A 24048-nucleotide genomic window follows, 5' to 3' on the forward strand; every position below is an offset into this window, starting at 1 on the left:
CCATGACACCTCACGAACGAGTGAAAACCGTTCGTTCGGCGCACAGGTCAGCCGTGTGCGATCAGCTCCGCGATCTGCACAGCGTTCAACGCCGCACCCTTGCGCAAATTGTCGGACGCCACGAACAACGCGAGGCCACGCCCGTCCGGCGCACCCGGATCCGTCCTAATGCGACCCACATAGCTGGGGTCCTGACCCGCCGCCTGCAACGGAGTCGGCACGTCCGACAGCTGGACACCCGGCGCGGAGGCAAGCAGTTCCGTAGCGCGCTGCGGGGAAATCGGCTCGCTGAACTCCGCGTTGATCGACAGCGAATGCCCCGTGAACACCGGCACCCGCACGCACGTGCCCGAAACCCGCAGACCCGGAATGTCGAGGATCTTGCGGCTTTCGTTGCGCAGCTTCTGTTCCTCGTCCGTCTCGAACGTGCCATCGTCCACAATGGACCCCGCCATCGGGAGCACATTGAACGCGATGGGCGCGACGTACTTCGCCGGCGCCGGGAAGGTCAGCGCCGCCCCGTCGTGCGTCAGCTCCGCGGCCCGCGAGGCAACCGCATTCGCTTGCGCCGCAAGCTCTTCCACCCCGGCGAGCCCACTGCCCGAAACAGCTTGGTAAGTGCTCACGATCAGGCGCACCAGACCCGCTTCGTCGTGCAACGGCTTCAACACCGGCATCGCGGCCATCGTGGTGCAGTTGGGATTGGCGATGATGCCCTTGCGGACATCCTTGATCGCCTGGGGGTTCACCTCACTGACCACCAGCGGCACGTCGGGATCCCGGCGCCAGGCGGACGAGTTGTCGATGACCGTCACGCCGGCCGCGGCGAAACGCGGCGCCTGCACCTTCGAAGTCGAGCCGCCGGCGGAGAACAGCGCAATGTCCAAACCGGACGGATCGGCCGTCGCCGCGTCCTCGACCTCGATTTCCGTGCCCTGCCAGGGAAGTTTCGTACCCGCGGAACGCGACGAGGCGAAGAACCTGAGCTGAGCGACCGGGAAGTTCCGCTCCGCCAGCAGTCTGCGCATCACGCCACCGACCTGTCCAGTGGCACCGACCACGCCTACCCGCACACCGTCCGCCATCACCGACCACTCCCTGCGTAGACCACTGCTTCTTCGTCACCGCCGAGTTCGAACGCGTCGTGGATCGCGCACACCGCCTCGTCCAGCTGTGCGTCGCGAATGAGCACGGAGATCCGGATCTCCGAGGTGTTGATGATCTCGATGTTCACGCCGACCTTGGCCAGCGCCTCGCAGAACGTCGCCGTGACGCCGGGGTGCGAGCGCATTCCCGCGCCCACCAAGGAAACCTTGCCGACCTGATCGTCGTAGAGCACGGAGTCGAACTCGAGCTCGAGCTTGAGCTTCTCCAGTTCCTCCACCGCCTTGGGGCCGTTGGCCTTGGACAGCGTGAACGTGATGTCGGTGCGGCCCGCGGTGTTGGACACGTTCTGCAGCACCATGTCGATGTCGATCTCAGCCGTCGCGATGACCCGGAAGATCCGCGCCGCGGCGCCCGCGTGGTCGGGCACCCCGGTCACCGTGATCTTGGCCTCCGAGCGGTCATGCGCCACACCGGTGATCAGAGCTTGTTCCACGGGGATCTCCTCAATCGAACCGGTCACCGTCGTACCCGGCTTGTCACTGTAGGAAGAGCGGACGCGGATCGGGACGCCGTACCGTCGCGCGTACTCGACCGAGCGCAGGTGCAAAATCTTCGAACCACTCGCGGCGAGTTCGAGCATTTCTTCGTACGGCACGGTGTCGAGTTTTTTCGCGTCCGGCACGATCCGCGGATCGGCGGTGTACACACCGTCCACATCGGAATAGATCTCGCACGCGTCGGCGTTCAGCGCGGCGGCCAGCGCCACCGCGGTGGTGTCGGAGCCGCCGCGGCCCAGCGTCGTGATGTCCTTCGTGGACTGCGCGACGCCCTGGAAACCCGCGACCAGCGCGATATAACCCTGTTCCAGCGCCTCGGTGACGCGACTCGGCGTCACGTCGATGATCCGCGCGTTGCCGTGCACCGCCGTCGTCACCACACCGGCCTGCGAACCGGTGAACGACCATGCTTCCGCGCCGTGCGCGGAGATCGCCATGGCCACCAACGCGTTGGAGATGCGCTCGCCCGCGGTGAGCAGCATGTCCATCTCGCGCTCCGGCGGCACCGGGTTGACCTGCTGGGCGAGATCGAGCAACTCGTCGGTGGTGTCGCCCATCGCGGAGCACACGACGACCACGTCGTTGCCGGCCTTCTTGGTGGCGACGATCCGCTCGGCCACGCGCTTGATCCGATCAGCGCTCTCCAACGACGAACCGCCGTACTTCTGGACCACGAGCGCCACTGGTATCGGACCTCCTTGGTGCGCTTTTCGTCGAAGCCTACCGGGATGGCCGGGTTCGTCCATGTCCTTATGTGGCCCCGACCACTCGTATCACTGCCTGTAATCAGGCGGAGTCGGAAAATTTCCGTTGCGTATGCGGTGTGTGAAAACATGGTTGGCCATGCGGAAGCCAGCGGACAGCAGCGCACCACTCGCCGATCTGATCGCGCAGCGGTGGAGCCCGCGTGCGCTCGACGAGACCGCCGAAGTCACTTGGGATCAGCTGCGCGCGGTGCTCGAAGCGGCTCGGTGGGCAGCGTCGTTCGGCAATACCCAGCCGGCGCGTTACCTCGTCGGCCGCCGCGGTGACGACACGTTCCGCCGGATCCTCGGCACGCTCACGCCACGCAACCAGGCGTGGGCGCACCGGGCAGGCGCGTTGCTGATCGCGGTCATGGTCACGCGTAACGAAAAGGGCGAAATCCCGTACGCCGAATACGGGCTGGGCCTGGCCGGGCAGAACCTGGTGCTGCAAGCCGTCGCCGAGGGGCTCGTCGCGCACCAGATGGCGGGGTTCGATGCGGACGCGGCGCGGCACGAGTTCGGCATTCCCGATGAGGCGGTGCCGCGCGTCGCGATCGCCATCGGGGTGCAGGCGCACCCCGATGTTCTCGGCGAGGAGCGCGCCGTCGAACGCGAACGCGCGCCTCGACGCCGTGTCCCGCTCGGCGAGTTCGGCTACACCGGTGGCTGGGGCCGGCCCGCATTTTGAGGCCACGCTTAGGTTTTGACGCTTCAGACGCGGTCAGGTTGCGTGGGTGAGACGTACCCCTCAACCGAGGATCCGGACCGGGGTGCCAGACATCTATGGATCCGTAAGGCAGGCAAACACCCAACCTGGGGGTCCACAATGAATGTCACATGGGTTCAGCGAGCGGGAATCGCCGGCATGGCTGTCGCGGCCGCGGCTGTGATGGCCGGCTGCTCCTCCACCGGCACCTCGGCCGCGCCCGCACCCGCCGCGCCGGCCAACGCCACGCCGAGCGTCGTCGCCCTGAGCGGGGCCGACTCCGCCGCGGACGCCGCCAACGACGAAAACGACATCAAGTCCGCCGCCAAGCGGGTCGGTGTGCCCGAGTGCAAGCACCTGGACACGGAGATCGTCCCCGACACGGGGTCCCCGGCGGATCCCCCCGCCGACGGTCAGTTCCGGGTGAAGCTCGCCTTCACCAACCCCGGGCAGAAGTGCGTGGTGCGCGGCTTCCCCGGTTTCCGGTTCGACGGGGAAGACGGCACCAGCTGGGATGTGGTCCGGACCAACGAGCCCAAACTGGACGTCGTGCTGGAGCCGGGCGACCGGACCACCGCGAACTTGACCTACCTGGCCTCTGACGAAGGCACGGGCTGGCACGTCAAGTCGATCGCGGTCACCCCGCCGCACACCTACGACACCCGGACGTTCCCGTGGAAGGAAGGCGCGATCCTGAAGCAGGACGGCGCCACTCACCCCGGTACCTACATCAGCCCGGTGCGCGCCGGCAGGTGATGGCAGTCCGGTCGATCACGATCGACTCGACACGGGCGAGGTCCTTTGCGCGCAACGGCGCGAAGGACCTCGCCGTCGCGTCAGGCGGCGCCGCCGAGGCGACGGATGATTCGCGCCGCGATCGCGGAGGCGATCAGCCAGAACAGCGCGGCGATGCCGTAGTTGACCAGCACTCGCAGCTTCTCGTCGTTCGGCTCGAACAGGTCCTTGAACCCGATCGACAGGGTGTCCGCCCAGCCGCGGATCCATGCCACGATGCCGTTGTCCGGGTTCGCCGAGCCCACCGTGAAGATCACGTGCAACACGAGAACGACCGCGAAGACCACGCCCGCCCAGCGGACGAGGCCCGCGACGAACCCGACAGTCTGGTCCTTGACCCGCCGCCAGTCCACGTCGACACCATGCTTCGTCCGTGGCTGCTCGTCGGTCTCACTACTCTCGGCGTGCTCGGCCATGCCGGGAAGTGTGGCACGTCCCGGCGGTGATTGCTACTCACCGGTAACGGTTCGGTAGCGCACCCTGTTTTCATCATCAACACCGCACGGTTACAGTGTGAGTGTGCTGCGTGCTCTCCTGCTTCGCTGCCGCGACGGGGCCTGATCGGACCGGCCCCCCGTCGCGGGGCTTGACGACGCCGCCGGTCGCCCGACCCGAATCCGGCAGGAGACAACCCCGGCATGACCACCTCCGATTCCACCAGCACCAGCCACATCCGTAAGCCGTCGCGACCCGCGCCCGCCGACCAGCCGGTGTGGAACCCGCAACGCGGCAGTTCGATGCCGTTCCACCGGTACAAGCCCTGGTACCAGCTCGTCGAGGACATCGACCTGCCCGACCGCACCTGGCCGGCCAAGCGCATCGACCGTGCGCCGCTGTGGTGTGCGGTGGACCTGCGTGACGGCAACCAGGCGCTGATCGATCCGATGTCGCCTGCCCGCAAGCGCAAGTTCTTCGACCTGCTCGTACGCATGGGCTACAAGGAAATCGAGGTCGGCTTCCCGGCCGCGAGCCAGACCGACTTCGACTTCGTCCGCGAGATCATCGACGAGAACGCGATCCCTGACGACGTCCGCATCCAGGTGCTGACCCAGTGCCGCCCCGAGCTGATCGAGCGCACGTTCGCCGCGCTCGAAGGCGCGCCGCGCGCGGTCGTGCACATCTACAACTCGACCTCGATCCTGCAGCGGCGCGTGGTGTTCCGCGAGGAGCGCGAAGGAATCAAGAAGATCGCGTTGCAGGCGGCGGACCTCGTCGCCGAGTACGCCGCGAAGTATTCCGACACCGACTTCCGTTTCCAGTACTCGCCCGAGTCCTACACCGGCACCGAGCTGTCGTACGCGGCCGAGGTGTGCAACGCGGTCACCGACATCTGGCAGCCGACGCCGTCCCGGCCGGTGATCCTCAACCTGCCCTCGACGGTCGAGATGGCCACGCCCAACGTGTACGCCGACTCGATCGAATGGATGAGCCGCAGTCTCGACCGCCGTGACTCGGTGATCCTCTCGCTGCACCCGCACAACGACCGCGGAACCGCGGTGGCCGCCGCCGAGCTGGGCTACCAGGCCGGCGCGGACCGGATCGAGGGCTGCCTGTTCGGCAACGGGGAGCGCACCGGCAACGTCGATCTCGTCGCGCTGGGCATGAACCTGTTCAGCCAGGGCATCGACCCGCAGATCGACTTCTCCGACATCGACCAGATCAAGCGCACCGTCGAGTACTGCAACCAGCTGCCGGTGCACGAACGTTCGCCGTGGGGCGGCGACCTGGTGTTCACCGCGTTCTCCGGCAGCCACCAGGACGCCATCAACAAGGGCTTCGACGCGTTGAACCGGGCCGCGGAGAAGGCGGGCGTGCCCGTCGACGAGTTCCCGTGGGAAGTGCCGTACCTGCCGATCGACCCGAAGGACGTCGGCCGCACGTACGAGGCGGTCATCCGGGTCAACTCGCAGTCCGGCAAGGGCGGCGTCGCGTACATCATGCGCACCGAGCACCAGCTCGACCTGCCGCGCCGGCTGCAGATCGAGTTCTCCCAAGTCATCCAGCGGCACACCGACACCGAGGGCGGCGAGGTGGACCCGGGGACGATGTGGCGCGCGTTCTCGGCCGAGTACCTCGAGGCCGAGTCACCGCTGAAACTGCTCAGCCAGCACGTCACCGCGAACGGCGACTACAACCTGACCGCGAAGGTGCAGGTGGACGGCGAGGAGCAGCAGATCACCGGCACCGGCAACGGCCCGATCGCCGCGTTCTTCGACGCGCTTTCGACCGTCGGCTATGACCTGCGGCTGCTGGACTACAGCGAGCACACCCTCTCCCCGGGCGACGACTCGAAAGCGGCGTCATACATCGAGTGCGCGGTCGGCGACAAGGTCTACTGGGGCGTGGGCATCGACTCGTCCATCGTCACGGCGTCCCTGCGGGCAGTCGTCTCCGCGGTCAACCGCTCACACCGCTGACTTACGGCGCCGGCCTCTCACGCGGGGGGCCGGCGCCTCGGTGAGGCGAAGCCGTCACTGCGGCCGACTCCGCATGCAGGGCCGCCAGCACGGTGGCCACCGCTGGGCGGGCGGACGCTCCCTTGCGCAGCACCGCCTCGATGTGCCGGGCCGCGCGCAGGCCTGCGAGCGGGCGGCCCACCACCGCCGGGGACATCGTGTACCGCGGCAGCAACGCGATCCCGTGCCCGGCGGCGACCAGCGCTTCGATGACCCGCAGGTCGTTGGTGCGGTGCACCGGCCGCGGCCACACCCCGGTGCGCACGGCCAGTGACCGCAGCGCGTCGTCCACCGGGAAACCTTCGTTCACACCGATCCAGGGTTCTTCCGCCAGTTCGGTGAGTTCGACCCGCTTCTGACCCACGAGCCGGTGACCTGGCGGCAACGCCACGTCGAGCGGTTCTCGCAGCAGGTACACGACTTCCAGCCGGTCGGCCGGAAAAGGCTCTGCCTGCTCGTCACGATGGCTCACCACGATGTCGAAGTCGGCGATCAGCGCCGGCACCTGCTGCGTCTGGATGTCTGCGTCGCTGACATCCACCTCCAGGCCGGGAAATTCGGCGAACCGGTGCAGCAGGCCCGGGAGCAACATCAGCGCGGCCGACGGGAAGAGCGCGAGCCGCACCCGGCCGCGTGGCTGACTGCGGTACGCGTCCAACTCCGCTTCCGCCCGGTCGAGCGCAGCGAGTACGTCATCGGCGCGAGCGACCAGCGCACGACCGGCGTCGGTGAGCCGGAGGCCACGCCCGGCCGGCTCGGTGAGCTGGAGTCCGACCTCGGCCTGCAACGCCCGCAACTGCTGCGAAACCGCCGACGGGGTGCAGTGCAGCGCCTGTGCGGCGGACGTCACGCTGCCCCGGTCGGCGAACTCTCGCAACACCCGCAACCTGCTGATATCCATAACTGTGAAGGATAGCTGAACGTTGAGTGCACATAATCTCGCTTGTCCTACAAAGTGGGCATCGACAGGCTGGACTCATGGTTGCTCGTGACCGTCTTCTCGCCGTGTTCGTCGCCGTAATCTGGGGCTGTAACTTCCTCGGGATCCACTACATGCTCGGGCAGTTCCCGCCCGTGTTCGCGGGTGCTCTGCGGTATCTCCTGGTCGCCATCCCGACCATCCTGTTCATCCCGCGCCCCAAGGTGCGGCTGCGCTGGCTGATCGGGTACGGCCTCGGGTTCGGCACCGGCCAGTACGCGCTGCTGTTCATCGCGATGAACATCGGCGTCGGGACCGGTCTTGCATCACTCGTGGTGCAGGCCTCGGCGCCGTTCACCGTCCTGCTCGGCACTTTCTTCCTGCGGGAACGGCTCTCGCCACGGCAACTGTCCGGCATCGTGCTCGCCGTCGGCGGGCTGGCGCTGATCACCTGGCACCAAGCGGAGCACGCCGCGCTGTTGCCGGTCGTGCTCGTCCTGCTGGCCGCGCTGAGCTGGGCGATCGGCAACATCTGCGCCCGCAAGGCGGAGCCGGACAACGCGGTGCGCTTCATGCTGTGGATGTCGGTCGTGCCGCCGATCCCGATGTTGGTGCTGTCGCTACTGCTCGAAGGGCCCGGCGCGCAGTGGCGGTCACTGACCACGCTCGGCACCTCGACGGGCCTGATCGGGCTCGGCGGCCTCGTCTACGTCGTGCTGCTGGGCACGCTGGCCGGCTCCGGCATCTGGACGGTGCTGATGCGGCGCAACCCCGCCGGTGTGGTCGCCCCGTTCTCGCTGCTGGTGCCGGTGGCCGGGATGACGATGTCGTTCCTGCTGCTGAACGAACGCCCGCAACTGACCGAGATACTGGCCGGGCTGGTCATCGTCGCGGGTGTGCTGCTCGGCTCGCTGCCGCGACGTCAGCGCTCAACGGGCGCGGCCTCCGACGAGGAACTGGCCGTCTCCTCGTCGTGATGCTTGCGGCCCATGCGTTTCTTGAGCACCAGACTGATGATCACGCCCGCGACCACGGCGACGGCCAGCGCGACCCAGGAGAACCGCGACAGCCACTTTTCTGCCACGACGCCGAGGGAGTAGACCAGTGCCGTCGTGCCGCCCGCCCAGGCGATCCCGCCCAGCGCGTTGGCCGCGAGGAACTTCCCGTAGTTCATGTGCAGCGAACCCGCGAGCGGGCCACACAAGATCCGCAGCAGCGCGACGAACCGGCCGAAGAACACCGCCCACACGCCACGCCGCGCGAAGATCCGCTCGGCATTGCGCACATGCTCGGGCCCGAAATGCTTCGGGAACTTCCGGCCCGCCCAGTCGAACAGCCTGCGCCCGCCCTTGCGGCCGATCAGGTAGCCGATGCTGTCCCCGATGATCGCGCCGGCGCTGCCGACGATCCCGACCACCCATGGGTTCAGCCCGGCATGGGTCGACGCCAGCAGCGCCGCGCTGACCAGCACGATCTCCCCGGGCAATGGGATGCCGAGGCTCTCGAACCCGATCACGGCACCGACCGTGATGTACACCAGAAGCGGCGGAATCGTCTCCAGCCACTGGTCGATGTGCACTACTCAGGTCCTTTCGACACCGGCTCCCCTGGTCCGCCAGGGTACTCGGCTCACGGCTCCAGCATCTCCGCGACGGACGCGGCGTGCGAAACCGAAGGACCGGCACCGGCGTCCACCTCGACGAGTTCGGCCTTGACCTCGTGCGGGGTGATCCGCCCGGCCTGGATGTCCTCCGCCCAGTGACACGCGACCCGGTGCCCGGCGCCGATCTCACGCAACTGCGGACGATCGGTGTCACACAAGGTCTCCTGCCGCCACGGGCACCGCGTGTGGAACCGGCAACCGGACGGCGGCGCGGCCGGTGACGGCAGGTCCCCGGCGAGCAGGATCTGCTCGCGACTGTCCTCGACCCGCGGGTCCGGCACCGGGATCGCCGACAGCAGTGCCTTCGTGTAGGGGTGCAGCGGCTCGGCGTACAGGGTCTCGGAATCGGTCTCCTCGACCAGTGAACCCAGGTACATCACGCCGATCCGGTCGGAGATGTGCCGCACCACGGCGAGATCGTGCGCGATCACCAGGTACGTCAGGCCCAGCGTCTCCTGCAACTCTTCGAGCAGGTTGATCACCTGCGCCTGCACCGACACGTCCAAAGCGGACACCGGTTCGTCGGCGACGATCAGGTCCGGCTCCACCGCCAGTGCCCGCGCGATGCCGATGCGCTGGCGCTGCCCGCCGGAGAACTCGTGCGGGTACTTGCGCAGCGAGCTTTCCGGCAGCCCGACCGCGGTCAGCAGTTCGCGCAGCCGCTTGCGCGTGCCCTCGCGACTCTTGTCCAGACCATGTGCGCGCATGCCTTCGACGAGGATCGACTCGACCGACTGGCGGGGGTCCAAACTGGACAGTGGATCCTGGAAGACCATCTGCATCCGCCGCCGCATCTTGCGCAGCGACTCGCCCTTGAGCTGCGACAGATCGGTTCCGTCGAACACCACGCGGCCGCCGGTCGGCTCGACGAGTCGCAGCAGTCCCCGGCCCAGCGTCGTCTTGCCGCAGCCGGATTCGCCGACGAGGCCGTACGTCTCGCCGCGCTGGATCTCCAGGTCCACGCCGTCGACCGCGTAGACATGGCCCACCGTCCGGTCCAGCACGACACCGCGCTTGATGGGGAAGTGCACCTGGATGCCTTCGACCTTCACCAACGCATCACTCATGACCGAACCCCCTGCAACGCGCCAACCGGGTTGTGGCAGCGCAACGTCCCTCCGTGGTCCGGCACCAGTTCCGGCGTCACCTCACGGCACCGGTCCAGTGCGTTCCGGCACCGCGGCGCGAACGCACACGCGTGCTCCCACGGGAGGTTGTCGGCCACGGAACCGGAGATGGGCACCAGTTTCTCGCCTCTCGGCGCGTCCAGCCGCGGAATCGATTCGAGCAGACCGTGGGTGTACGGGTGCCGAGCCGAGGAAAACAGCGCATACCGCTCGGCCCGTTCGACCACACGTCCGCCGTACATGACGTTGACTTCGTCGCACAACCCGGCCACCACACCGAGATCGTGCGTGATCATGATCAGCGCGGTGGCGGTGTCACGCACCAGTTCCGACAGCAGCGCGAGGATCTGCGCCTGGATCGTCACGTCGAGCGCCGTCGTCGGCTCGTCCGCGATGAGCAGCCGTGGCCGGCACGCGAGCGCGATCGCGATCAGCGCCCGCTGCCGCATCCCGCCGGAAAGCTGGTGCGGGTACTCGGAAAGTCGTCGCGACGGGTCCGGGATCCCGACCCGGCCGAGCAGCTCCTTCGCCTCCGCGCTCGCCTCCTTGCGCCGCATCCCACGGTGCCGTTCCAGCACCTCGGTGATCTGCAGCCCGATCGGGATGACCGGGTTGAGCGAGGACAGCGGGTCCTGGAACACCATGCCGAGATCACGCCCGCGCTTGTCACGCAGCTGCTTGTCGGACAGCGTCAGCAGATCGGTGTCCTCGAAGTGGACTGAACCTTTCACCTCGGCGCCACGTTTGGGCAGCAGCCCCATGATCGCGAGCGCGGTCACCGACTTGCCGCTGCCCGACTCGCCGACGAGGCCGACCGTACGACCGGGTTCGACGTCGAAACTCACCCCGTCGACCGCGGTGAACGGGCGGACGCCCTTGCGCTTGAAAGTGACCGAAAGGTCCCGGATCTCCAGTAGTGCCATGAAGCCTTACCGCCTGTTCTTCGGGTCGAGCGCCTCGCGCAACGACTCGCCGAGCAGCGTGAAACCCAGTGCCACCACGATGATTGCGATGGCCGGGTAGAACGCGAGCTCCGGTTTGACGTCCAGTAGCCCCTGCGATTTGCCCAGCATCAGGCCCCATTCGGCGCGGGTCCAGTCCGAATCGCCGAGCCCGAGGAAGGACAGCGCGGCGGCGTCGATGATCGAAGTCGCCAGTGTCAGCGTGGCCTGCACGATGACCGGGCCCACCGAGTTCGGCAGCATGTGCCGGAACACGATGGTGCCGCGCCGCACGCCGAGCGCCGTCGCCGCCAGCACGTGATCGCTCGACCGCTGAGCCAGCATCGCGCCGCGCAGCAGCCGCGCGAAGATCGGCACGCTGACCACGGCGACCGCGATGATGACCGTCCACTGTGTACCGTGCGAGAACAGCGCGGCGATCGAGATGGCCAGCAGCAGCGAGGGAATCGCGAGCAGGATGTCGGTCAACCGCATCAGCAGCGTGTCCACCCAGCCGCCGAGCGCGCCGGCCAGCCCGCCGATGATCATGCCGATGACCACGCCGATCAGTGTCGCGACCACGCCCACGATGAGGGTCTGCTGCGAACCAACGAGCAACCGCGAGAAGAAGTCGTAGCCGTTCTGGTCGCTGCCGAGGATGAAACCCGGCATCGGGCCGGGGATCGAGTCCGGCCGCAGGTTGTTCTTTAGCGCATCGTAGGGGATGTGCGGGTCTTTCGGCGCGATGAACGGGGACAGGATCGCCAGCAGCACGAACAGCGCCGTGATCACCGCGCCGATGATCGCGATCGGGCTGCGCGACATCCGCTTGAACGCGTCGGCCGCGAGGCTCGTGCCCCCGCCGGCGGCGGCCAGGTCGTCGATGCGGTCCTTCTTGCGCCGCAACAGATTCGTCGTCATCGCACCCGCACCCTCGGATCGATGATCGCGTACGAGACGTCCACCAGGAGATTGACGAGCACGTACACGAACGCGGCCAGCAGCAACAACGCCTGCAGCCGCGGGTAGTCCCGCCGCTCGATGCCCTGTGCCAGCAGGTAACCGAGGCCCGGGATGTTGAACACCTTCTCCGTCACCACCGCGCCCGCGAGCAGCAGCCCGGTCTGCAGACCGATCGTCGTGGACACCGGCAGCAGCGCGTTGCGCAGAATGTGCCGGCGCCGGATCACGGAGATGGTCAGGCCCTTGGATTCGGCGGTGCGCACGAAATCCTCCTGCTGAACGTCCAAAACGGACGCCCTGGTGATCCGCACGATCACCGCGAACGGGATGCTCGCCAGCGCGATCGCCGGCAGGATCAGGTGCCTGACCGCGTCCCAGAACGCGTCGAACTCACCGGTCAGCAACCCGTCGAGGGTGAAGAACCCGGTGATGTGGGTGGCGTCGATGGTGACGTCCTGGCGGCCGGACGGCGGCAGGATGCCCAGCTTCTGCGCGAAGATGTACTTCAACAGCACGCCGAAGAAGAACACCGGGACCGCGACGCCGACGAGCGTCGTGAGCACGGTCGCGTTGTCGAGCAGCCGCCCATGGAAACGCGCGGCCACATAGCCGAGCGGGATGCCGAACGCGATCGCCAGCACCAGCGCGAAGAACGCCAGCTCGATCGTCGCCGGGAAGGCGCGGCCGATCTCGGCGAGCACCGTGTCACCGCTGATCAGCGAGCTGCCGAAGTCCCCGGTGAGGATCCGGCCGAGGAACTTCCCGTACTGGGTGTAGATCGGCTGGTCCAGACCAAGCAAGTGGTTGAGGTCGGCCAGTTTCTGCGGCGTGGCCTTGTCCCCGAGCAGCGCCCCCGCGGGTCCGCCCGGCAGCAACCGCAGCCAGGCGAACACGAGGATGGACAGCACGAGGAGCGTAGGCACCGCCTGCAGCAACCGGCGAATGATGAATCGCAGCATATGGTTCGTGCCTTACGAGTTCCGTCACCGGAAAGTACCCACGCCCCGGGATCACCGCGGCGGGGGCACTTTCCGGCGCGAAGCTCCGTCAGCCCTTGGTGACCGTGTAGAAACGCTCGTCGGTCAGCGGTGTGGGGATCAGGTTGTGGATGTTGTTCTTGACCACGATCGCCGGCGGCGACGAGGTCAACGGCACCGCGGGGACATACTGCGAGATCACCACGCCGGCCTGTTCGTAGGCCGCCTTCTTCGCCTCCGGCGTCACCTGGGCGTCCGCAGTGGACAGTGCGGAGAAGATCGCCGGGTTGTTGAACCCGAACTCCGCCTTCTGCCTGCCGAAGAACGTCCCGACGAAGTTGCCGGCGTCGGCGTAGTCACCGGTCCAGCCCAGCAGGTGGAGATCCTGCTTGCCCGCCTTCTGCACGTCGTCCTTGTAGCCACCGTTCCACGGCTCCTGGACGATGTTGACGTTGATGCCGACAGCCTTGAGATCGTCCGCGACCGCGCCGCCGATGTCCACCGGGTTCGGCATATACGGGCGGGTGACCTCGGTCGGAACGTAGAAGTTCAGCGTCAGCCCGGTCGCCCCGGCCTGCGCCAGCAGCGCCTTGGCCTGGTTCGGGTCGTAGCTGTGCTTCTCCACCGCGTCGGTGTAGCCGGGCACGTTGTTCGGCAGGAACTGCGTCTGCGCGTAGGCGCCGGTGGGCAGCTTGTTCTTGGCCAGCTGGTCCTTGTTGATCGCGTACTCGATCGCCTTGCGGACCCGGACGTCGGCCAGCTTCGGGTTGTTCTTCTGGTTGATACCCAGGTACAGGATGTTGAACGCGGGACGGATCAGCACCTGGTTGCCCGCGTCCTTGAGCGAGGCGTAGTCCGCCGGGCTCGGGAAGTCGTAACCGTCGATGGTGCCGGCGGCCAGCTCCTGCTTGCGCGCGTTCTCGTCTTCGATGATCTTGAAGATGAGCTTGGCCGTCTTGGCCTTCTCACCCCAGTAGTCGTCGTTGCGGACGAGGGTGACCGTCTTGTTCGTCTTGTCGTAGCTATCGAACTTGTACGGGCCGGTGCCGGTCGGGTGCTGGTTCGCGTACTCGGGATAAGTGAACGAGTCGCCGCTTTGGGTCACGTTGTCGGCGTTGTACTTCTTGAGCGCGTCGGGGCTGGAGATCGACAGCGACGTCAGGCCGAAGGCGTCCGGGAAGGCACCCTTCGCCTTGTTCAGGTTCAGAACGGCGGTGTAGTCGTCCTTGGCCTCGCAGGACTTGTAGACGGGCGTGCCGGTGGCGTCGCCCTCGTTCTTCGCGAACCCCTCGAAGACGTCGCCGTAGTAGATCATCTGGCTCTGCGCGGCGGCGCCCTTCATGTTGTACCAGCGGTCGAAGTTGAAGCAGACCGCCGCGGCGTTGAAGGGGGTGCCGTCGTGGAATTTGACGCCCTGGCGCAGGGTGAACGTCCACGTCTTGCCGTCGGTGCTCGGGCTCCACGCGGTGGCAAGGGCACCCTCGAGCTGGGTGGTGCCGGGCTTGTAGGTCACCAGTGTGTCGAACATCTGGCGCGCCGGGCGGAAGCTCTCGCCGTCGTCGTTGAAGATGGGGTCGAAGTTCTTCGGCGCACCCGCGGCGCCGAAGACGAAGGTGTCATTGGCGCCACCGCCCGAACCACGTTCGGAGGCGCACGCCGACATGGCCACGGCGAGCGCACCAGCAAGCCCGATCAGGGCGAGTCGGCGCAGACGAGCCACCCGCTGAGGGAGCATGTGAACTCCTTGTACAAGTTGCAGTTTGTGACCGCCGACCCTAGCCGGATCCGGGCAGATTACTAACCACGACAGGTTACGATCGCGCTACGTAAAACATGAAACTCTCGCACGCTGGGGATATCCAGTTGCTCTGCGTAGAGCCTTTTCCCATATCGCCCCCACCGCCATCCTCCATATGGGTGAATGTCCCATCTACTGGGAACCATCCGCGTTCGAACGCCTGCCACCGTCGCAGGTGTGCACGGGAGGCTTCGCCGTCGCGCCGGACGGCGCGCTCGAGACGCTCTACAGGGTCTGGACCAATCACGAGGAACAGGGCCGAGAGTCGCGGGCGCACGGATTTCCGGCCCGCCGAAACACCTTCCAGGATCAGGATGTCGGGCGGCGCGACGGTGATGCGCTCGCCAGGCACGGGCCGCCCACTGGTCCAGTCCAGTTTGGTGTAGTGCCCAGTCTGGGCGTGCTCGAGCGGTTCGAGCACGCCCTCGGCCAGCCGCGGCCACCACGCGACCGGATCGTCCCAGGTCGCGAAGGAATCTGTGCTGATGATCGTGACGCGAGCAGGGGCCAACGCCCCGGCGAGCTTCGCGGCGAAAGTGGACTTCCCGGCGCCGGAGGGACCGTCGACGGCGACCAGCCGGACGTCACCGAGCCGGGGCGGCCAGGCGAGCACGGCGGCCGCGAGCTCAGAGAGCGCGGCGTCCGGAGAGGGCACGGCCAAGGGTCAGCTCGTCGGCGAACTCCAGGTCCCCGCCCATCGGCAGGCCCGACGCGAGGCGGGTGACGGCGAGACCGGGGAAGTCCCGCAGCATGCGCACGAGGTAGGTCGCGGTGGCCTCGCCCTCGGTGTTGGGGTCGGTCGCGATGATCACCTCGGTGACCTCTTCGCCGCCGATGCGGGTGAGCAGCTCGCGGATGCGCAGCTGGTCTGGGCCGATGCCCGAAAGAGGGTCGAGCGCGCCGCCGAGTACGTGGTAGCGGCCCTTGAACTCGCGGGTGCGCTCGACGGCCAGTACGTCCTTGGGTTCCTCCACCACGCAGATCTGTGACGTGTCGCGGCGGGTATCGCGGCAGATGCGGCACTGCTGCTGTTCGGAGACGTTGCCGCAGATCTCGCAGAACTGGACGCCCTCGCGGACCTTGCCGAGCACGTCCTGCAGGCGCGCGATGTCGGCCGGGTCCGCGGCGAGCAGGTGAAAAGCAATACGCTGCGCGCTTTTCGGGCCGATGCCGGGCAGCTGGCCCAGCTCGTCGATCAGGTCCTGAACTACACCCTCGTACAACTGGCGCGCTTCCTAACCGAGACCCGGCAGGCCGAGATCAGGCATGCCGCCGCCGAGCGCGCCCGCGACCGGGCCGAGCTTTTCCTCGGTGACCTTCCTGGCATTCGTGCTCGCGTCCCGGACCGCGGCGACGACGAGGTCCGCGAGTGTTTCGGTGTCCTCGGGGTCGACGACCTTCGGGTCGATCTTGAGGCTCTTGAGTTCGAGGTCGCCGGTGACGGTCGCGGTGACGAGACCACCGCCGGCGCTGCCGGTCACCTCCGTGCGCGCGAGCTCCTCCTGCGCGGCGACGAGCTGCTGCTGCATCTGCTGCGCTTGCTGGAGGATCGCCTGCATATCGGGCATTCCACCGCCGGGTTGCACCATGATCGGATTTCCCATCCTCGAGGGACTTGCACGTGCCGACCAGCCTAGCCGCCCGCGACACAGGACGGCCGATGGCGCGGCGAGTGGGCTCATCGGCGGTGCTGTGGCACCGTGTTGGCCGTGCGTGCGCGTGTGCTTTCCACGGTGATGGCCGGGTCGTTGCTGCTTGCGGCGTGTTCGAGCGGTGGCGCCGCGGCGCCGGCGCCGTCGCTGACCGCGCCGTCCTCGTCGTCGGATTTTGTGGGCCCGTCGAGTGTGTCGTCTGCTGTTGCCTCGCCGACTGTGCCGTTGCCTGCCAAGGTGCGGAAGGTCGTCATGCTGGACCCCGGGCACAACGGTGGGAACGCGAGCCACCCGGCGGAGATCAACAAGCAGGTCCCGGCGGGGCGGGGTGAGACGAAGCCGTGCAACACGACCGGCACCTCGACCCGCGCGGGGTATACGGAGCACGCTTTCAACTGGGATGTCGCGCAGCGGGTGGGGGCGGCGCTGGCGGCGCGCGGGGTGGTGGTCCAGTACACCCGGGACAGTGACGCGGGTGTCGGACCTTGTGTGGACAAGCGCGCGGCGCGCGGCAACGAGTCCGACGCCGCGGCGGTGGTGTCGATCCACGCGGACGGCTCGGACTCGGCGGGCGCACGCGGTTTTCACGTGTCGTACTCGAACCCGTCGTTGAATGCGGCCCAGGGCGGGCCGTCGATTGATTTGGCCGGCGACCTTCGGGACGCGCTCCGGTCGGGCGGCTTCCCGCCATCGACCTATCTCGGGGCGAACGGGATCTATCCGCGCGCGGACTTGGCGGGGTTGAACCTGTCGAACCGCCCCGCGGCCCTGGTCGAATGCGGCAACATGCGCAACCCGGCCGAGGCCGCGGCGATGTCGTCCGCCCCGGGCCGGCAGCAATACGCGGACGCCATCACGGCGGGGATCCTCCGGTACCTGGGCCTTTGACGCCAGTGGCGTGGTGACCGGCGGCCTTGGCTCTCTCCGGTCCCGATCCCATATCGCGAGGTGGTCGGCCGGCATGCCGCCGCGATGGCCGGGAGTGTGAGCCGGTCAGTCCAGGGGGCGGGCGCCCAGGTGTTCCGCGAGGAGACGGTGCGCCGCCTCGTCGTGGTCGATTGCGGGGGCCGCTGGGATCGGAGAGAGGCCGCCAGGAAGGGGTGACTCTTCGGCCAGCAGCTCGACCTCGTCCTCGTCCGGTTCCGGCGGAAGCGGGATGTCCGGTTCGGTCGTCACCGGCTGGGGCTTGGGGGGTGCGGCGGGAGCGGTCGGCCGTTGGAACGTGCGCGGTTGTTGTTGCGGTGCCTCGCGCTGCGTCGGGCCCGGCTGCGGTCGTGGGCCGGCGCCATTCGGGCGTGCCGAGCCGCCGCCGCTGCCGCCGTGGACGCAGCGCACTTGCCAGGTACCGCCGAGGACCTCGTGTAGTGCGGCCGCGATGAAGTCCGCGTTGCGGGGCTCGGAAAGCCTGCGTGCCAACGGTTCCGCGGTGTGCGACAGCACGACCATCGAGCCCTCGACACTCTGCACCGTCGCGTGCGTGAGCATCGCCTCGGTGCTACGGCTCGTCTTGCGGATCGCGGCGAGCAGGGCCGACCAGACATTGCGGATCGCCGCCGCATCCACGCCGCCCGACTCCCCTTGTGCCACAACGGTTTCCGTGGCAGCCGGACCCGGATCGGCGGACGCTGCGTTGGCCGGGGCCGTTCCTGCGGGTGCCGCAACTGGGCGGCCGGACTCCGGGGTGGGGCTGGTCGGCCCAGATCGGGCGGATTCCGCAAGGCGCGCGGCCTCCGGCGCTGGGCGACCAGGCTCCGGCGCCGGGCGGGTGGCGTCCCCAGCAGAACGGGCCGATTCCGCGGCCAGGCGAGCGGCTTCCGGAGCGGGACGACCAGGCTCCGCGGCGGGGCCGGGAGCTGCCGGCCGTCCCTCGGCTGCGCGTTGGGACGGACGCTGGTAGGACCGCTCCGGCGCGGGAGCGCCCGCCGAGGCCGCGACGCCACCTCGCTCGAGGCGTTCCAGGCGTTGCAGCATCGCCGCCTCACTGTCCGAAGCGGACGGAAGGAGCATGCGCGCGCACAGCAGTTCCAGCAACAACCTCGGCGCCGTCGCGCCACGCATCTCTAGCAGTCCATTGTGGACGATCTCGGCGTACCGGGTCAGCGTGCCGAGCCCTACGCGTTCGGCCTGCGCGGTCATCCGGGTCAGTTCGTCCTCAGGCGCGGACACCAAACCCCGCGCCGCCGCGTCGGGCACCGAGCGGACGAGCACCAGATCACGCAAGCGGTCCAGCAGATCCGAGGCGAACCGGCGTGGATCGTGGCCTGCTTCGGCCAGTCGCTCGACCGTGCCGAACACCGCAGCCGAATCCTCGGTCGCGAGCCCGTCGATCATGTCGTCGATCAGCGCGACGTCGGTGACCCCCAGGAGCGACAAGGCACGTTGGTACGTCACACCTTCCGGTCCGGCGCCGGCGAGAAGCTGGTCGAGAACCGACTGTGTGTCACGCGCCGAACCACCGCCGGCGCGGATCACGAGCGGGTACACGGCGGGCTCGACAGGGATGCCTTCGGCGGCGACGTTGCGTTCCAGCAGTTCGCGCATCGCGCGCGGCGGGATGAGCCGGAACGGATAATGGTGTGTGCGCGAACGGATCGTCGGCAGCACCTTGTCCGGCTCGGTGGTGGCGAAAATGAAGATCAAGTGTTCCGGGGGCTCTTCGACGATCTTGAGCAGGGCGTTGAAACCCTGCGTGGTGACCATGTGGGCCTCGTCGATGATGAACACGCGGTAGCGCGACTCGGCGGGCGCGTAGAAAGCCTTGTCCCGCAGCTCACGCGCGTCGTCGACACCACCGTGGCTCGCCGCATCGAGCTCGGTGACGTCGATACTGCCCGTACCCTCCGGCGCCAGCGCCCGGCACGAATCGCATTTGCCACACGGGTCGGGCGTCGGCCCCTCGACGCAGTTGAGCGAACGCGCCATGATCCGCGCGCTGGACGTCTTCCCACACCCGCGGGGCCCGGAGAACAAGTAGGCATGGTTGATCCGCCCAGCCGCGAGCGCGGTGCGCAGCGGCTCGGTGACATGCTCCTGCCCCACGACCTCCGCAAAGGTCGAGGGCCGATACTTCCGATAAAGAGCCAAAGCCACGCCGCGAGACTACCGCCCACCCCCGACACCCCACGAAACACCAGGAGAAGCCACCACCACCCCCGCACGCACACTCGCGCACACCGAACGCTCAACTCGCGCGGGCAACGGGGGCTGGTCGAAACCACACAGGACCGGCGCTCGCCAGGGCGAGGAGCTCGCGCCGTGGGGGTCTGGGGGCTCAGCCCCCAGATGCAATGAAGGGTGCGGCCGGCGGGAAGGTGGTCGAAGACCACCGAACAAGGGGACCCCCGCACCCGCCAGAGCCTGCTTATCCTTGCTGCCTTCCGGCCCTGGGGAGGTTCACAGGGTGGACGCCGCGGGGGTCCGTCGCCCAGTGTAGGTCACTGGGCGATCAGGGGTTGGGTCAGGTCGTACATCGTCGTGGTGCCGACCGTCGTCGCCGTGAAGTTCTGCTCGACCCAGCTGCTGATCGAGCCGCCACGGTCGCCGAAACCACCCGTGCCGCCGGAGACGTAGTACGTGATCTGCCTGTCGGCGACGTACTGCTGGAACTGCGCGAGGGTCGGCGCGGGGTCGCCGCCGTTGAAGCCACCGATCGCCATCACCGCCTTGTCGGAGCCGAGCGCGAGGCCCGCGGCCGATTGGGAACCGCTCGTCGCGGCGGCCCATTTCGTGGTGGTGTTCTTCAGCAGCGCGACCACCTGGCTGTCGGCCTGACCACCGCCGAAACCACCGCCGAAACCACCGGCTTCGGCGGCCTGCGCGGGCCCGGACGCGGGAATCGATCCGATGTGCGGCCGCGCGGCGGTGACCACGGCGTACGCGGTCGTGCCGAGCATCCCGGTGATCAGCGCGCTGACGCCGAGCACGACTCCCGCCCGGCGCACCCGGTCGGCACCGAACAGCAGGCCGAGCGTGACGATCGCGGTGAGCAACAGGATCAGGTACCGCAGCCACGGCTGCCACGACGGCACCCGGTCGAGCAGGATGAAATTCCAGACCCCGGTGACCGCGAGCATGAGCGCCAGTGCGATGCGGGCGGTGAAGTTGTGCCGTCCGCGCCACAGTTCGACAGCACCGATACCGACCAGTCCGCCGATGCCCGGCGCGAGCCCGACCGTGTAGTACGGGTGGATGGTGCCGCTCATGTAACTGAACACCACCGCGGTGACCACGGTCCAGCCGCCCCACAGCAGCAGCCCGGCGCGCCGGGGGTCGGTGCGCGGGGCGAACCGCGTGAACCACAGCCCGGCGACGAGTGCGATCAACGCGGCCGGCAGCAGCCACGAAATCTCCGAACCGATGGACTCGCCGAACATCCGGGTGATCCCGGTGGCGCCGCCGAACATGCCACCACCGCCGCCACCTCCGGCGCGATTCCCGTCACCACCGAAGATCCGGCCGAGACCGTTGTAGCCCAGGGCGAGTTCGAGGGCGCTGTTGCCGGTGGATCCGCCGATGTACGGGCGGCTCGACGCCGGCCACAGCGCGACCACGGCGACGTACCAGCCGGCGGACACCACGACGGCGAGCCCGGCCGCGAGCACTTGCAGGACCCGCTTGCCGAGCCCGGTCGGCGCGGCGACGAGGTACACCAGCACGAACGCGGGCAGCACCAGAAACGCTTGCAGCATCTTGGTGATGAAGCCGAACCCGATCGCGACACCGGCGAGCACGAGCCACCAAGTGCCCGCCTTCTCCAGCGCGCGAACGGTGCACCAGGCGCCGAGCGTCATCAGCAGCACCAGCAGCGCATCCGGGTTGTTGAACTTGAACATCACGGCCGCGACCGGGGTCAGCGCCAGCACCGAACCCGCGAGCAGCCCGGCCGCGGGACCGTTCGTGCGCCGCACGGTCAGATACAGCAGGCCGACGGAACCCACGCCGCACAACGCATTCGGCGCGAGCATGCTCCAACTGGAGAAACCGAACACGCGGCCGGACAAGGCCATCAGCCACATCGCGGCGGGTGGTTTGTCGACGGTGATCACGTTGCCGGGATCGAGCGAGGCGAAGAAAAGCGCCTCCCAGTTCTTGGTCCCGGCCTGGACCGCCATCGCGTAGAAATCGTTGGCGTAGCCGGATGCGCTCAGGTTCCAGAAATACAGCGCGGCGGTCGCGAGCAGCAGCACGGCGACGGCGGGCCGGACCCACCGTGACCGCCCCGTGGTGCGAGCGGCCAGGCGCGGCAGCACGGCTTGGCGCGGAGCGGCGGACGCGGTCGTCATCGGCGAGATTCTCCTATCGGCTCTTACGGAAGACCCAGTTGCGGAACAACAGGAAACGCAGCACGGTGGCGGCGAGATTGGCCAGTACCAGCACGATCAGTTCAGCGGCGCGGCCCGGCTCACTCCCGGAATGCAGCAGCGCGAGTGCACCACTGGTGAGCGCCAGCCCGAGGCCGAACACGATCAGGCCCTCGAACTGGTGCCGCCCGGCGCCGTGCGTGCCGCGGACGCCGAAGGTGAAGCGGCGGTTGGCCGCGGTGTTGGCGACCGCGGTAAGCAGGAGTGCGACGAGATTCGCCGCCTGCGCCCCGAATCCGCCGCGCAGCACCACGAACAGCAGCAGATAGGCAAGGGTGCTGCCGACGCCGATCGCCGCGAACCGCACGAGCTGCGTCGCCAGTTTCGGTGGCACGCCAGGGGTGGACACTCCGATCGGCTCCCGTCCGAGCTGGGCGCGAAGCTCGCCGACGGGCAGCGTCCCGCGCGCGAACGCCCGGATCATGCGCGCCACGCCACGCAGGTCCGCGGCGGCGGTGGCGATGATGTTGACCGACGAGTGGGGGTCGTCGATCCAGTCGACCGGCACTTCGTGGGTGCGCAGTCCGGCCCGTTGCGCCAGCACGAGCAGCTCGGTGTCGAAGAACCAGCCGGTGTCCTCGACGAGCGGGAGCAGCCGCTTGGCCACGTCGGCGCGGATCGCCTTGAAACCGCATTGTGCGTCGGAAAATCTGGCGGCGAGCGTGCCACGCAGGATCAGGTTGTAGCAACGGGAGATGATCTCCCGCTTGGGACCGCGCACGACCCGGGCGCCGCGGGCGAGCCGCGAGCCGATCGCGAGATCGGAATGGCCCGAGATGAGCGGCGCGACCAGCGGCAACAGCGCCGCGAGATCGGTCGACATATCGACGTCCAGATAGGCCAGCACTTGCGCGTCGGACGCGGACCACACCGCGTTCAGCGCCCGCCCGCGACCTTTCTGGTCCAGGTGGACGACGTCGACTTCGGGGATCTCGTCGGCGAGCCCGTCCGCGACGGCGAGCGTGCCATCCGTGCTCGCGTTGTCGGCGATGGTGATGCGGTACCCGTAGGGCACGGTGTCGCGCAGGTAGGCGTGCAGCCGGTGCACGCACTGGGCAAGATCGGCCTCCTCGTTGTAGACGGGGATGACCACGTCGAGAACCGGCCCTGCCGCTGAGGAAATGGCCCGCGCCGCTGCGGGGGAAGCGTCTGCGGAGGTCATGGGAACCACGGTGGTGGTGGCCGTTGTGGTGACCATGTGGCCGCGCTGTGCGGATGCTGTGAGCGTCTTGGGTATCCACGGCTGCGGAGGCTAGCCGTCGTTACCCCGGTCGATACGGCTCTAGAGGTCGATGACGATCTTGCCGTGCACGTGCCGGCCGGCCTGGAGCTCGGCCGCGCGGCGGATCTCCTCGACCGGGAAGCTCGCCGCGATGGGCACCCGGAGTTGGCCTGCCGCGACCAGGCGAGCGATCTCTTCCAGTGCGCCGGGAGCGGCGTTCGCGCCGTTGGCCGACGACACGCCGTCGACTTGCGCGGCGATGGTGCAGATGCGGCCGTCCGGGACGCCGAGTTCTCGTGCGGCGTGCACTGTGTCCATCCCGTGCAGGTCGATGGCGGCGGTGACACCGCCGGGTGCGAGAGCTCGGACCCGGTCGGCCAGTCCGTCCCCGTAGGCGACGGGCTCGGCTCCGAGATCGCGCAGGAAATCGGCCGATGTCGCCGATCCCGTCCCGATCACGCGCGCTCCGGCGAGCCGGGCCAGCTGGACGGCGAACACCCCGACCCCGCCCGCCGCGCCGCCGATCAGCACTGTGTCGTCCGGGCCGGGGCCGACCACGGCGAGGGCGGCGGCCGCCGTGCGGCCGGCGATCGTGAGGGTGGCGGCGGTGCGGTCGTCGACGCCGTCGGGGGTGTGATGGGCCTCGTTCGCCGCGATCCCCCCGGCTGGATCGACCACCACGAAGTCGGCGACAGAGCGGGACAGTGCGCCCCCGAACACCCGGTCGCCAGGTGCGAAGCCGGTCACCCCGGCGCCGACCTGGTCGATCACTCCCGCGTAGTCGGTCCCGAACCCGGCCGGGAGGCTCAAGCCGAACCGGGCGGCGGTGTCCGCGTCGGCGGTCATGATCCAGTCCATCGGATTAAGACCTGCCGCGGTGACCCGGATGCGGACCTGTCCCTGGCCGGCTTGCGGAACGGGAATCTCCTGGATTTCCAGGACTTCGGGGCCGCCGAATGAATCGAGCCGGACCGCCCTGCTCCTGCTCTGTTCCTGCATGTATGCCTGTCTCCTGGGGAACGGATCGAAACGGACTATGCTCCGTTTACATGACCGACT

General features: G+C 68.2%; 22 protein-coding genes and 1 other RNA gene. 5 read left to right on the plus strand and 18 right to left on the minus strand.

The annotated features are described in order from the left end of the window. Nucleotides 1-47: 47 nt before the first annotated feature. Both GKO32_RS18635 and GKO32_RS18640 read right to left on the minus strand, forming a co-directional pair. Nucleotides 48-1085: an aspartate-semialdehyde dehydrogenase gene (locus GKO32_RS18635; protein ID WP_154758154.1), complete on the minus strand. Its 1038-nt coding sequence runs from the start codon at nucleotides 1083-1085 to the stop codon at nucleotides 48-50. Then, nucleotides 1085-2347 (minus strand): aspartate kinase, encoded by a 1263-nt coding sequence (locus tag GKO32_RS18640; RefSeq protein WP_312868098.1) that lies wholly within the window; start codon nucleotides 2345-2347, stop codon nucleotides 1085-1087. The genes GKO32_RS18635 and GKO32_RS18640 overlap by 1 nt, the downstream gene beginning before the upstream one ends. Nucleotides 2348-2507: 160 nt before the next feature. Between GKO32_RS18640 and GKO32_RS18645 the strand changes: the two genes are divergently transcribed. After that, the gene (locus tag GKO32_RS18645) at nucleotides 2508-3098 is read left to right on the plus strand and encodes a nitroreductase family protein (RefSeq protein WP_154758156.1); all 591 of its coding nucleotides are present in this window, start codon (nucleotides 2508-2510) and stop codon (nucleotides 3096-3098) included. Between the two features lie 177 nt (nucleotides 3099-3275). Continuing rightward, nucleotides 3276-3872 (plus strand): DUF4232 domain-containing protein, encoded by a 597-nt coding sequence (locus GKO32_RS18650; protein ID WP_166459638.1) that lies wholly within the window; start codon nucleotides 3276-3278, stop codon nucleotides 3870-3872. Nucleotides 3873-3952: 80 nt separating this feature from the next. Here GKO32_RS18650 and GKO32_RS18655 read toward each other — a convergent pair whose 3' ends face one another. After that, entirely contained in the window at nucleotides 3953-4327 is a 375-nt protein-coding gene (locus GKO32_RS18655) for a hypothetical protein (RefSeq protein WP_154758158.1), read from the minus strand. Between the two features lie 222 nt (nucleotides 4328-4549). On the opposite strand from GKO32_RS18655, the gene leuA reads away from it, so the two are divergent. After that, entirely contained in the window at nucleotides 4550-6328 is a 1779-nt protein-coding gene (gene leuA, locus GKO32_RS18660) for a 2-isopropylmalate synthase (protein WP_154758159.1), read from the plus strand. A 1-nt stretch (nucleotide 6329) separates the two neighbouring features. Here the strand turns inward: leuA and GKO32_RS18665 are convergent, their stop codons facing one another. Further along, nucleotides 6330-7268 (minus strand): LysR family transcriptional regulator, encoded by a 939-nt coding sequence (locus GKO32_RS18665; RefSeq protein WP_154758160.1) that lies wholly within the window; start codon nucleotides 7266-7268, stop codon nucleotides 6330-6332. A 77-nt stretch (nucleotides 7269-7345) separates the two neighbouring features. Between GKO32_RS18665 and GKO32_RS18670 the strand changes: the two genes are divergently transcribed. Continuing rightward, entirely contained in the window at nucleotides 7346-8263 is a 918-nt protein-coding gene (locus GKO32_RS18670) for an EamA family transporter (protein ID WP_154758161.1), read from the plus strand. Here the strand turns inward: GKO32_RS18670 and GKO32_RS18675 are convergent. The 9 genes from GKO32_RS18675 to GKO32_RS18715 all read right to left on the minus strand — a co-directional run bounded on the left by GKO32_RS18675 (nucleotide 8209) and on the right by GKO32_RS18715 (nucleotide 16344). After that, a complete protein-coding gene (locus GKO32_RS18675) occupies nucleotides 8209-8865 on the minus strand; it encodes a DedA family protein (protein WP_312868099.1) in 657 nt (218 codons plus the stop codon). The two genes, GKO32_RS18670 and GKO32_RS18675, sit on opposite strands and share 55 nt — an antisense overlap. A 50-nt stretch (nucleotides 8866-8915) precedes the next feature. Next, nucleotides 8916-10016 (minus strand): ABC transporter ATP-binding protein, encoded by a 1101-nt coding sequence (locus tag GKO32_RS18680; RefSeq protein ID WP_154758162.1) that lies wholly within the window; start codon nucleotides 10014-10016, stop codon nucleotides 8916-8918. Continuing rightward, nucleotides 10013-10999: an ABC transporter ATP-binding protein gene (locus GKO32_RS18685; protein WP_154758163.1), complete on the minus strand. Its 987-nt coding sequence runs from the start codon at nucleotides 10997-10999 to the stop codon at nucleotides 10013-10015. The genes GKO32_RS18680 and GKO32_RS18685 overlap by 4 nt, the downstream gene beginning before the upstream one ends. Before the next feature lie 6 nt (nucleotides 11000-11005). Then, a complete protein-coding gene (locus tag GKO32_RS18690; protein ID WP_154758164.1) occupies nucleotides 11006-11938 on the minus strand; it encodes an ABC transporter permease in 933 nt (310 codons plus the stop codon). Next, nucleotides 11935-12939 (minus strand): ABC transporter permease, encoded by a 1005-nt coding sequence (locus GKO32_RS18695; RefSeq protein ID WP_154758165.1) that lies wholly within the window; start codon nucleotides 12937-12939, stop codon nucleotides 11935-11937. The genes GKO32_RS18690 and GKO32_RS18695 overlap by 4 nt, the downstream gene beginning before the upstream one ends. A gap of 88 nt (nucleotides 12940-13027) precedes the next feature. Then, entirely contained in the window at nucleotides 13028-14692 is a 1665-nt protein-coding gene (locus tag GKO32_RS18700) for an ABC transporter substrate-binding protein (RefSeq protein ID WP_166459639.1), read from the minus strand. 76 nt (nucleotides 14693-14768) lie between these two features. Then, a complete protein-coding gene (locus GKO32_RS18705) occupies nucleotides 14769-15416 on the minus strand; it encodes a uridine kinase family protein (protein WP_246244067.1) in 648 nt (215 codons plus the stop codon). Then, complete coding sequence (gene recR, locus GKO32_RS18710) at nucleotides 15382-15978, minus strand: recombination mediator RecR (protein WP_154758166.1); 597 nt, start codon at nucleotides 15976-15978, stop codon at nucleotides 15382-15384. The genes GKO32_RS18705 and recR overlap by 35 nt, the downstream gene beginning before the upstream one ends. Nucleotides 15979-15990: 12 nt before the next feature. Then, on the minus strand, nucleotides 15991-16344 hold the full coding sequence (locus tag GKO32_RS18715; protein ID WP_154758167.1) for a YbaB/EbfC family nucleoid-associated protein: 354 nt from the start codon (nucleotides 16342-16344) through the stop codon (nucleotides 15991-15993). A gap of 111 nt (nucleotides 16345-16455) precedes the next feature. On the opposite strand from GKO32_RS18715, the gene GKO32_RS18720 reads away from it, so the two are divergent. Continuing rightward, a complete protein-coding gene (locus GKO32_RS18720; protein WP_312868100.1) occupies nucleotides 16456-17295 on the plus strand; it encodes an N-acetylmuramoyl-L-alanine amidase in 840 nt (279 codons plus the stop codon). Between the two features lie 105 nt (nucleotides 17296-17400). Here GKO32_RS18720 and GKO32_RS18725 read toward each other — a convergent pair whose 3' ends face one another. The 5 genes from GKO32_RS18725 to GKO32_RS18745 all read right to left on the minus strand — a co-directional run bounded on the left by GKO32_RS18725 (nucleotide 17401) and on the right by GKO32_RS18745 (nucleotide 23988). Beyond that, nucleotides 17401-19497 carry a DNA polymerase III subunit gamma and tau gene (locus GKO32_RS18725; protein WP_312868101.1) on the minus strand — a complete coding sequence of 699 codons (2097 nt, stop codon included), beginning with the start codon at nucleotides 19495-19497 and terminating at the stop codon, nucleotides 17401-17403. A 235-nt stretch (nucleotides 19498-19732) separates the two neighbouring features. Then, nucleotides 19733-19831, minus strand: an RNA gene (ffs, locus tag GKO32_RS18730) — signal recognition particle sRNA small type. Nucleotides 19832-19841: 10 nt separating this feature from the next. Beyond that, the gene (locus GKO32_RS18735) at nucleotides 19842-21689 is read right to left on the minus strand and encodes an ArnT family glycosyltransferase (protein ID WP_154758168.1); all 1848 of its coding nucleotides are present in this window, start codon (nucleotides 21687-21689) and stop codon (nucleotides 19842-19844) included. A gap of 13 nt (nucleotides 21690-21702) precedes the next feature. After that, complete coding sequence (locus GKO32_RS18740) at nucleotides 21703-22929, minus strand: bifunctional glycosyltransferase family 2/GtrA family protein (RefSeq protein WP_154758169.1); 1227 nt, start codon at nucleotides 22927-22929, stop codon at nucleotides 21703-21705. A 120-nt stretch (nucleotides 22930-23049) separates the two neighbouring features. Next, the gene (locus tag GKO32_RS18745; RefSeq protein WP_154758170.1) at nucleotides 23050-23988 is read right to left on the minus strand and encodes an NADP-dependent oxidoreductase; all 939 of its coding nucleotides are present in this window, start codon (nucleotides 23986-23988) and stop codon (nucleotides 23050-23052) included. Nucleotides 23989-24048 lie beyond the last annotated feature (60 nt).

The organism is Amycolatopsis pithecellobii (genome assembly GCF_009707865.1).
GTDB lineage: Bacteria > Actinomycetota > Actinomycetes > Mycobacteriales > Pseudonocardiaceae > Amycolatopsis_E > Amycolatopsis_E pithecellobii.

What these genes read in the sequence shown, in the direction of transcription:
- GKO32_RS18655 (WP_154758158.1), bottom strand. Translation starts at nt 4,327, where the DNA reads ATGGCCGAGCACGCCGAGAGTAGTGAGACCGACGAGCAGCCACGGACG.
- GKO32_RS18670 (WP_154758161.1), top strand. Translation starts at nt 7,346, where the DNA reads ATGGTTGCTCGTGACCGTCTTCTCGCCGTGTTCGTCGCCGTAATCTGG.
- GKO32_RS18735 (WP_154758168.1), bottom strand. Translation starts at nt 21,689, where the DNA reads ATGACGACCGCGTCCGCCGCTCCGCGCCAAGCCGTGCTGCCGCGCCTG.
- GKO32_RS18700 (WP_166459639.1), bottom strand. Translation starts at nt 14,692, where the DNA reads ATGCTCCCTCAGCGGGTGGCTCGTCTGCGCCGACTCGCCCTGATCGGG.
- GKO32_RS18695 (WP_154758165.1), bottom strand. Translation starts at nt 12,939, where the DNA reads ATGCTGCGATTCATCATTCGCCGGTTGCTGCAGGCGGTGCCTACGCTC.
- leuA (WP_154758159.1), top strand. Translation starts at nt 4,550, where the DNA reads ATGACCACCTCCGATTCCACCAGCACCAGCCACATCCGTAAGCCGTCG.
- GKO32_RS18740 (WP_154758169.1), bottom strand. Translation starts at nt 22,929, where the DNA reads ATGACCTCCGCAGACGCTTCCCCCGCAGCGGCGCGGGCCATTTCCTCA.
- GKO32_RS18635 (WP_154758154.1), bottom strand. Translation starts at nt 1,085, where the DNA reads ATGGCGGACGGTGTGCGGGTAGGCGTGGTCGGTGCCACTGGACAGGTC.
- GKO32_RS18715 (WP_154758167.1), bottom strand. Translation starts at nt 16,344, where the DNA reads ATGGTGCAACCCGGCGGTGGAATGCCCGATATGCAGGCGATCCTCCAG.
- GKO32_RS18685 (WP_154758163.1), bottom strand. Translation starts at nt 10,999, where the DNA reads ATGGCACTACTGGAGATCCGGGACCTTTCGGTCACTTTCAAGCGCAAG.
- GKO32_RS18645 (WP_154758156.1), top strand. Translation starts at nt 2,508, where the DNA reads ATGCGGAAGCCAGCGGACAGCAGCGCACCACTCGCCGATCTGATCGCG.
- GKO32_RS18680 (WP_154758162.1), bottom strand. Translation starts at nt 10,016, where the DNA reads ATGAGTGATGCGTTGGTGAAGGTCGAAGGCATCCAGGTGCACTTCCCC.
- GKO32_RS18665 (WP_154758160.1), bottom strand. Translation starts at nt 7,268, where the DNA reads ATGGATATCAGCAGGTTGCGGGTGTTGCGAGAGTTCGCCGACCGGGGC.
- GKO32_RS18650 (WP_166459638.1), top strand. Translation starts at nt 3,276, where the DNA reads ATGGCTGTCGCGGCCGCGGCTGTGATGGCCGGCTGCTCCTCCACCGGC.
- GKO32_RS18745 (WP_154758170.1), bottom strand. Translation starts at nt 23,988, where the DNA reads ATGCAGGAACAGAGCAGGAGCAGGGCGGTCCGGCTCGATTCATTCGGC.
- GKO32_RS18690 (WP_154758164.1), bottom strand. Translation starts at nt 11,938, where the DNA reads ATGACGACGAATCTGTTGCGGCGCAAGAAGGACCGCATCGACGACCTG.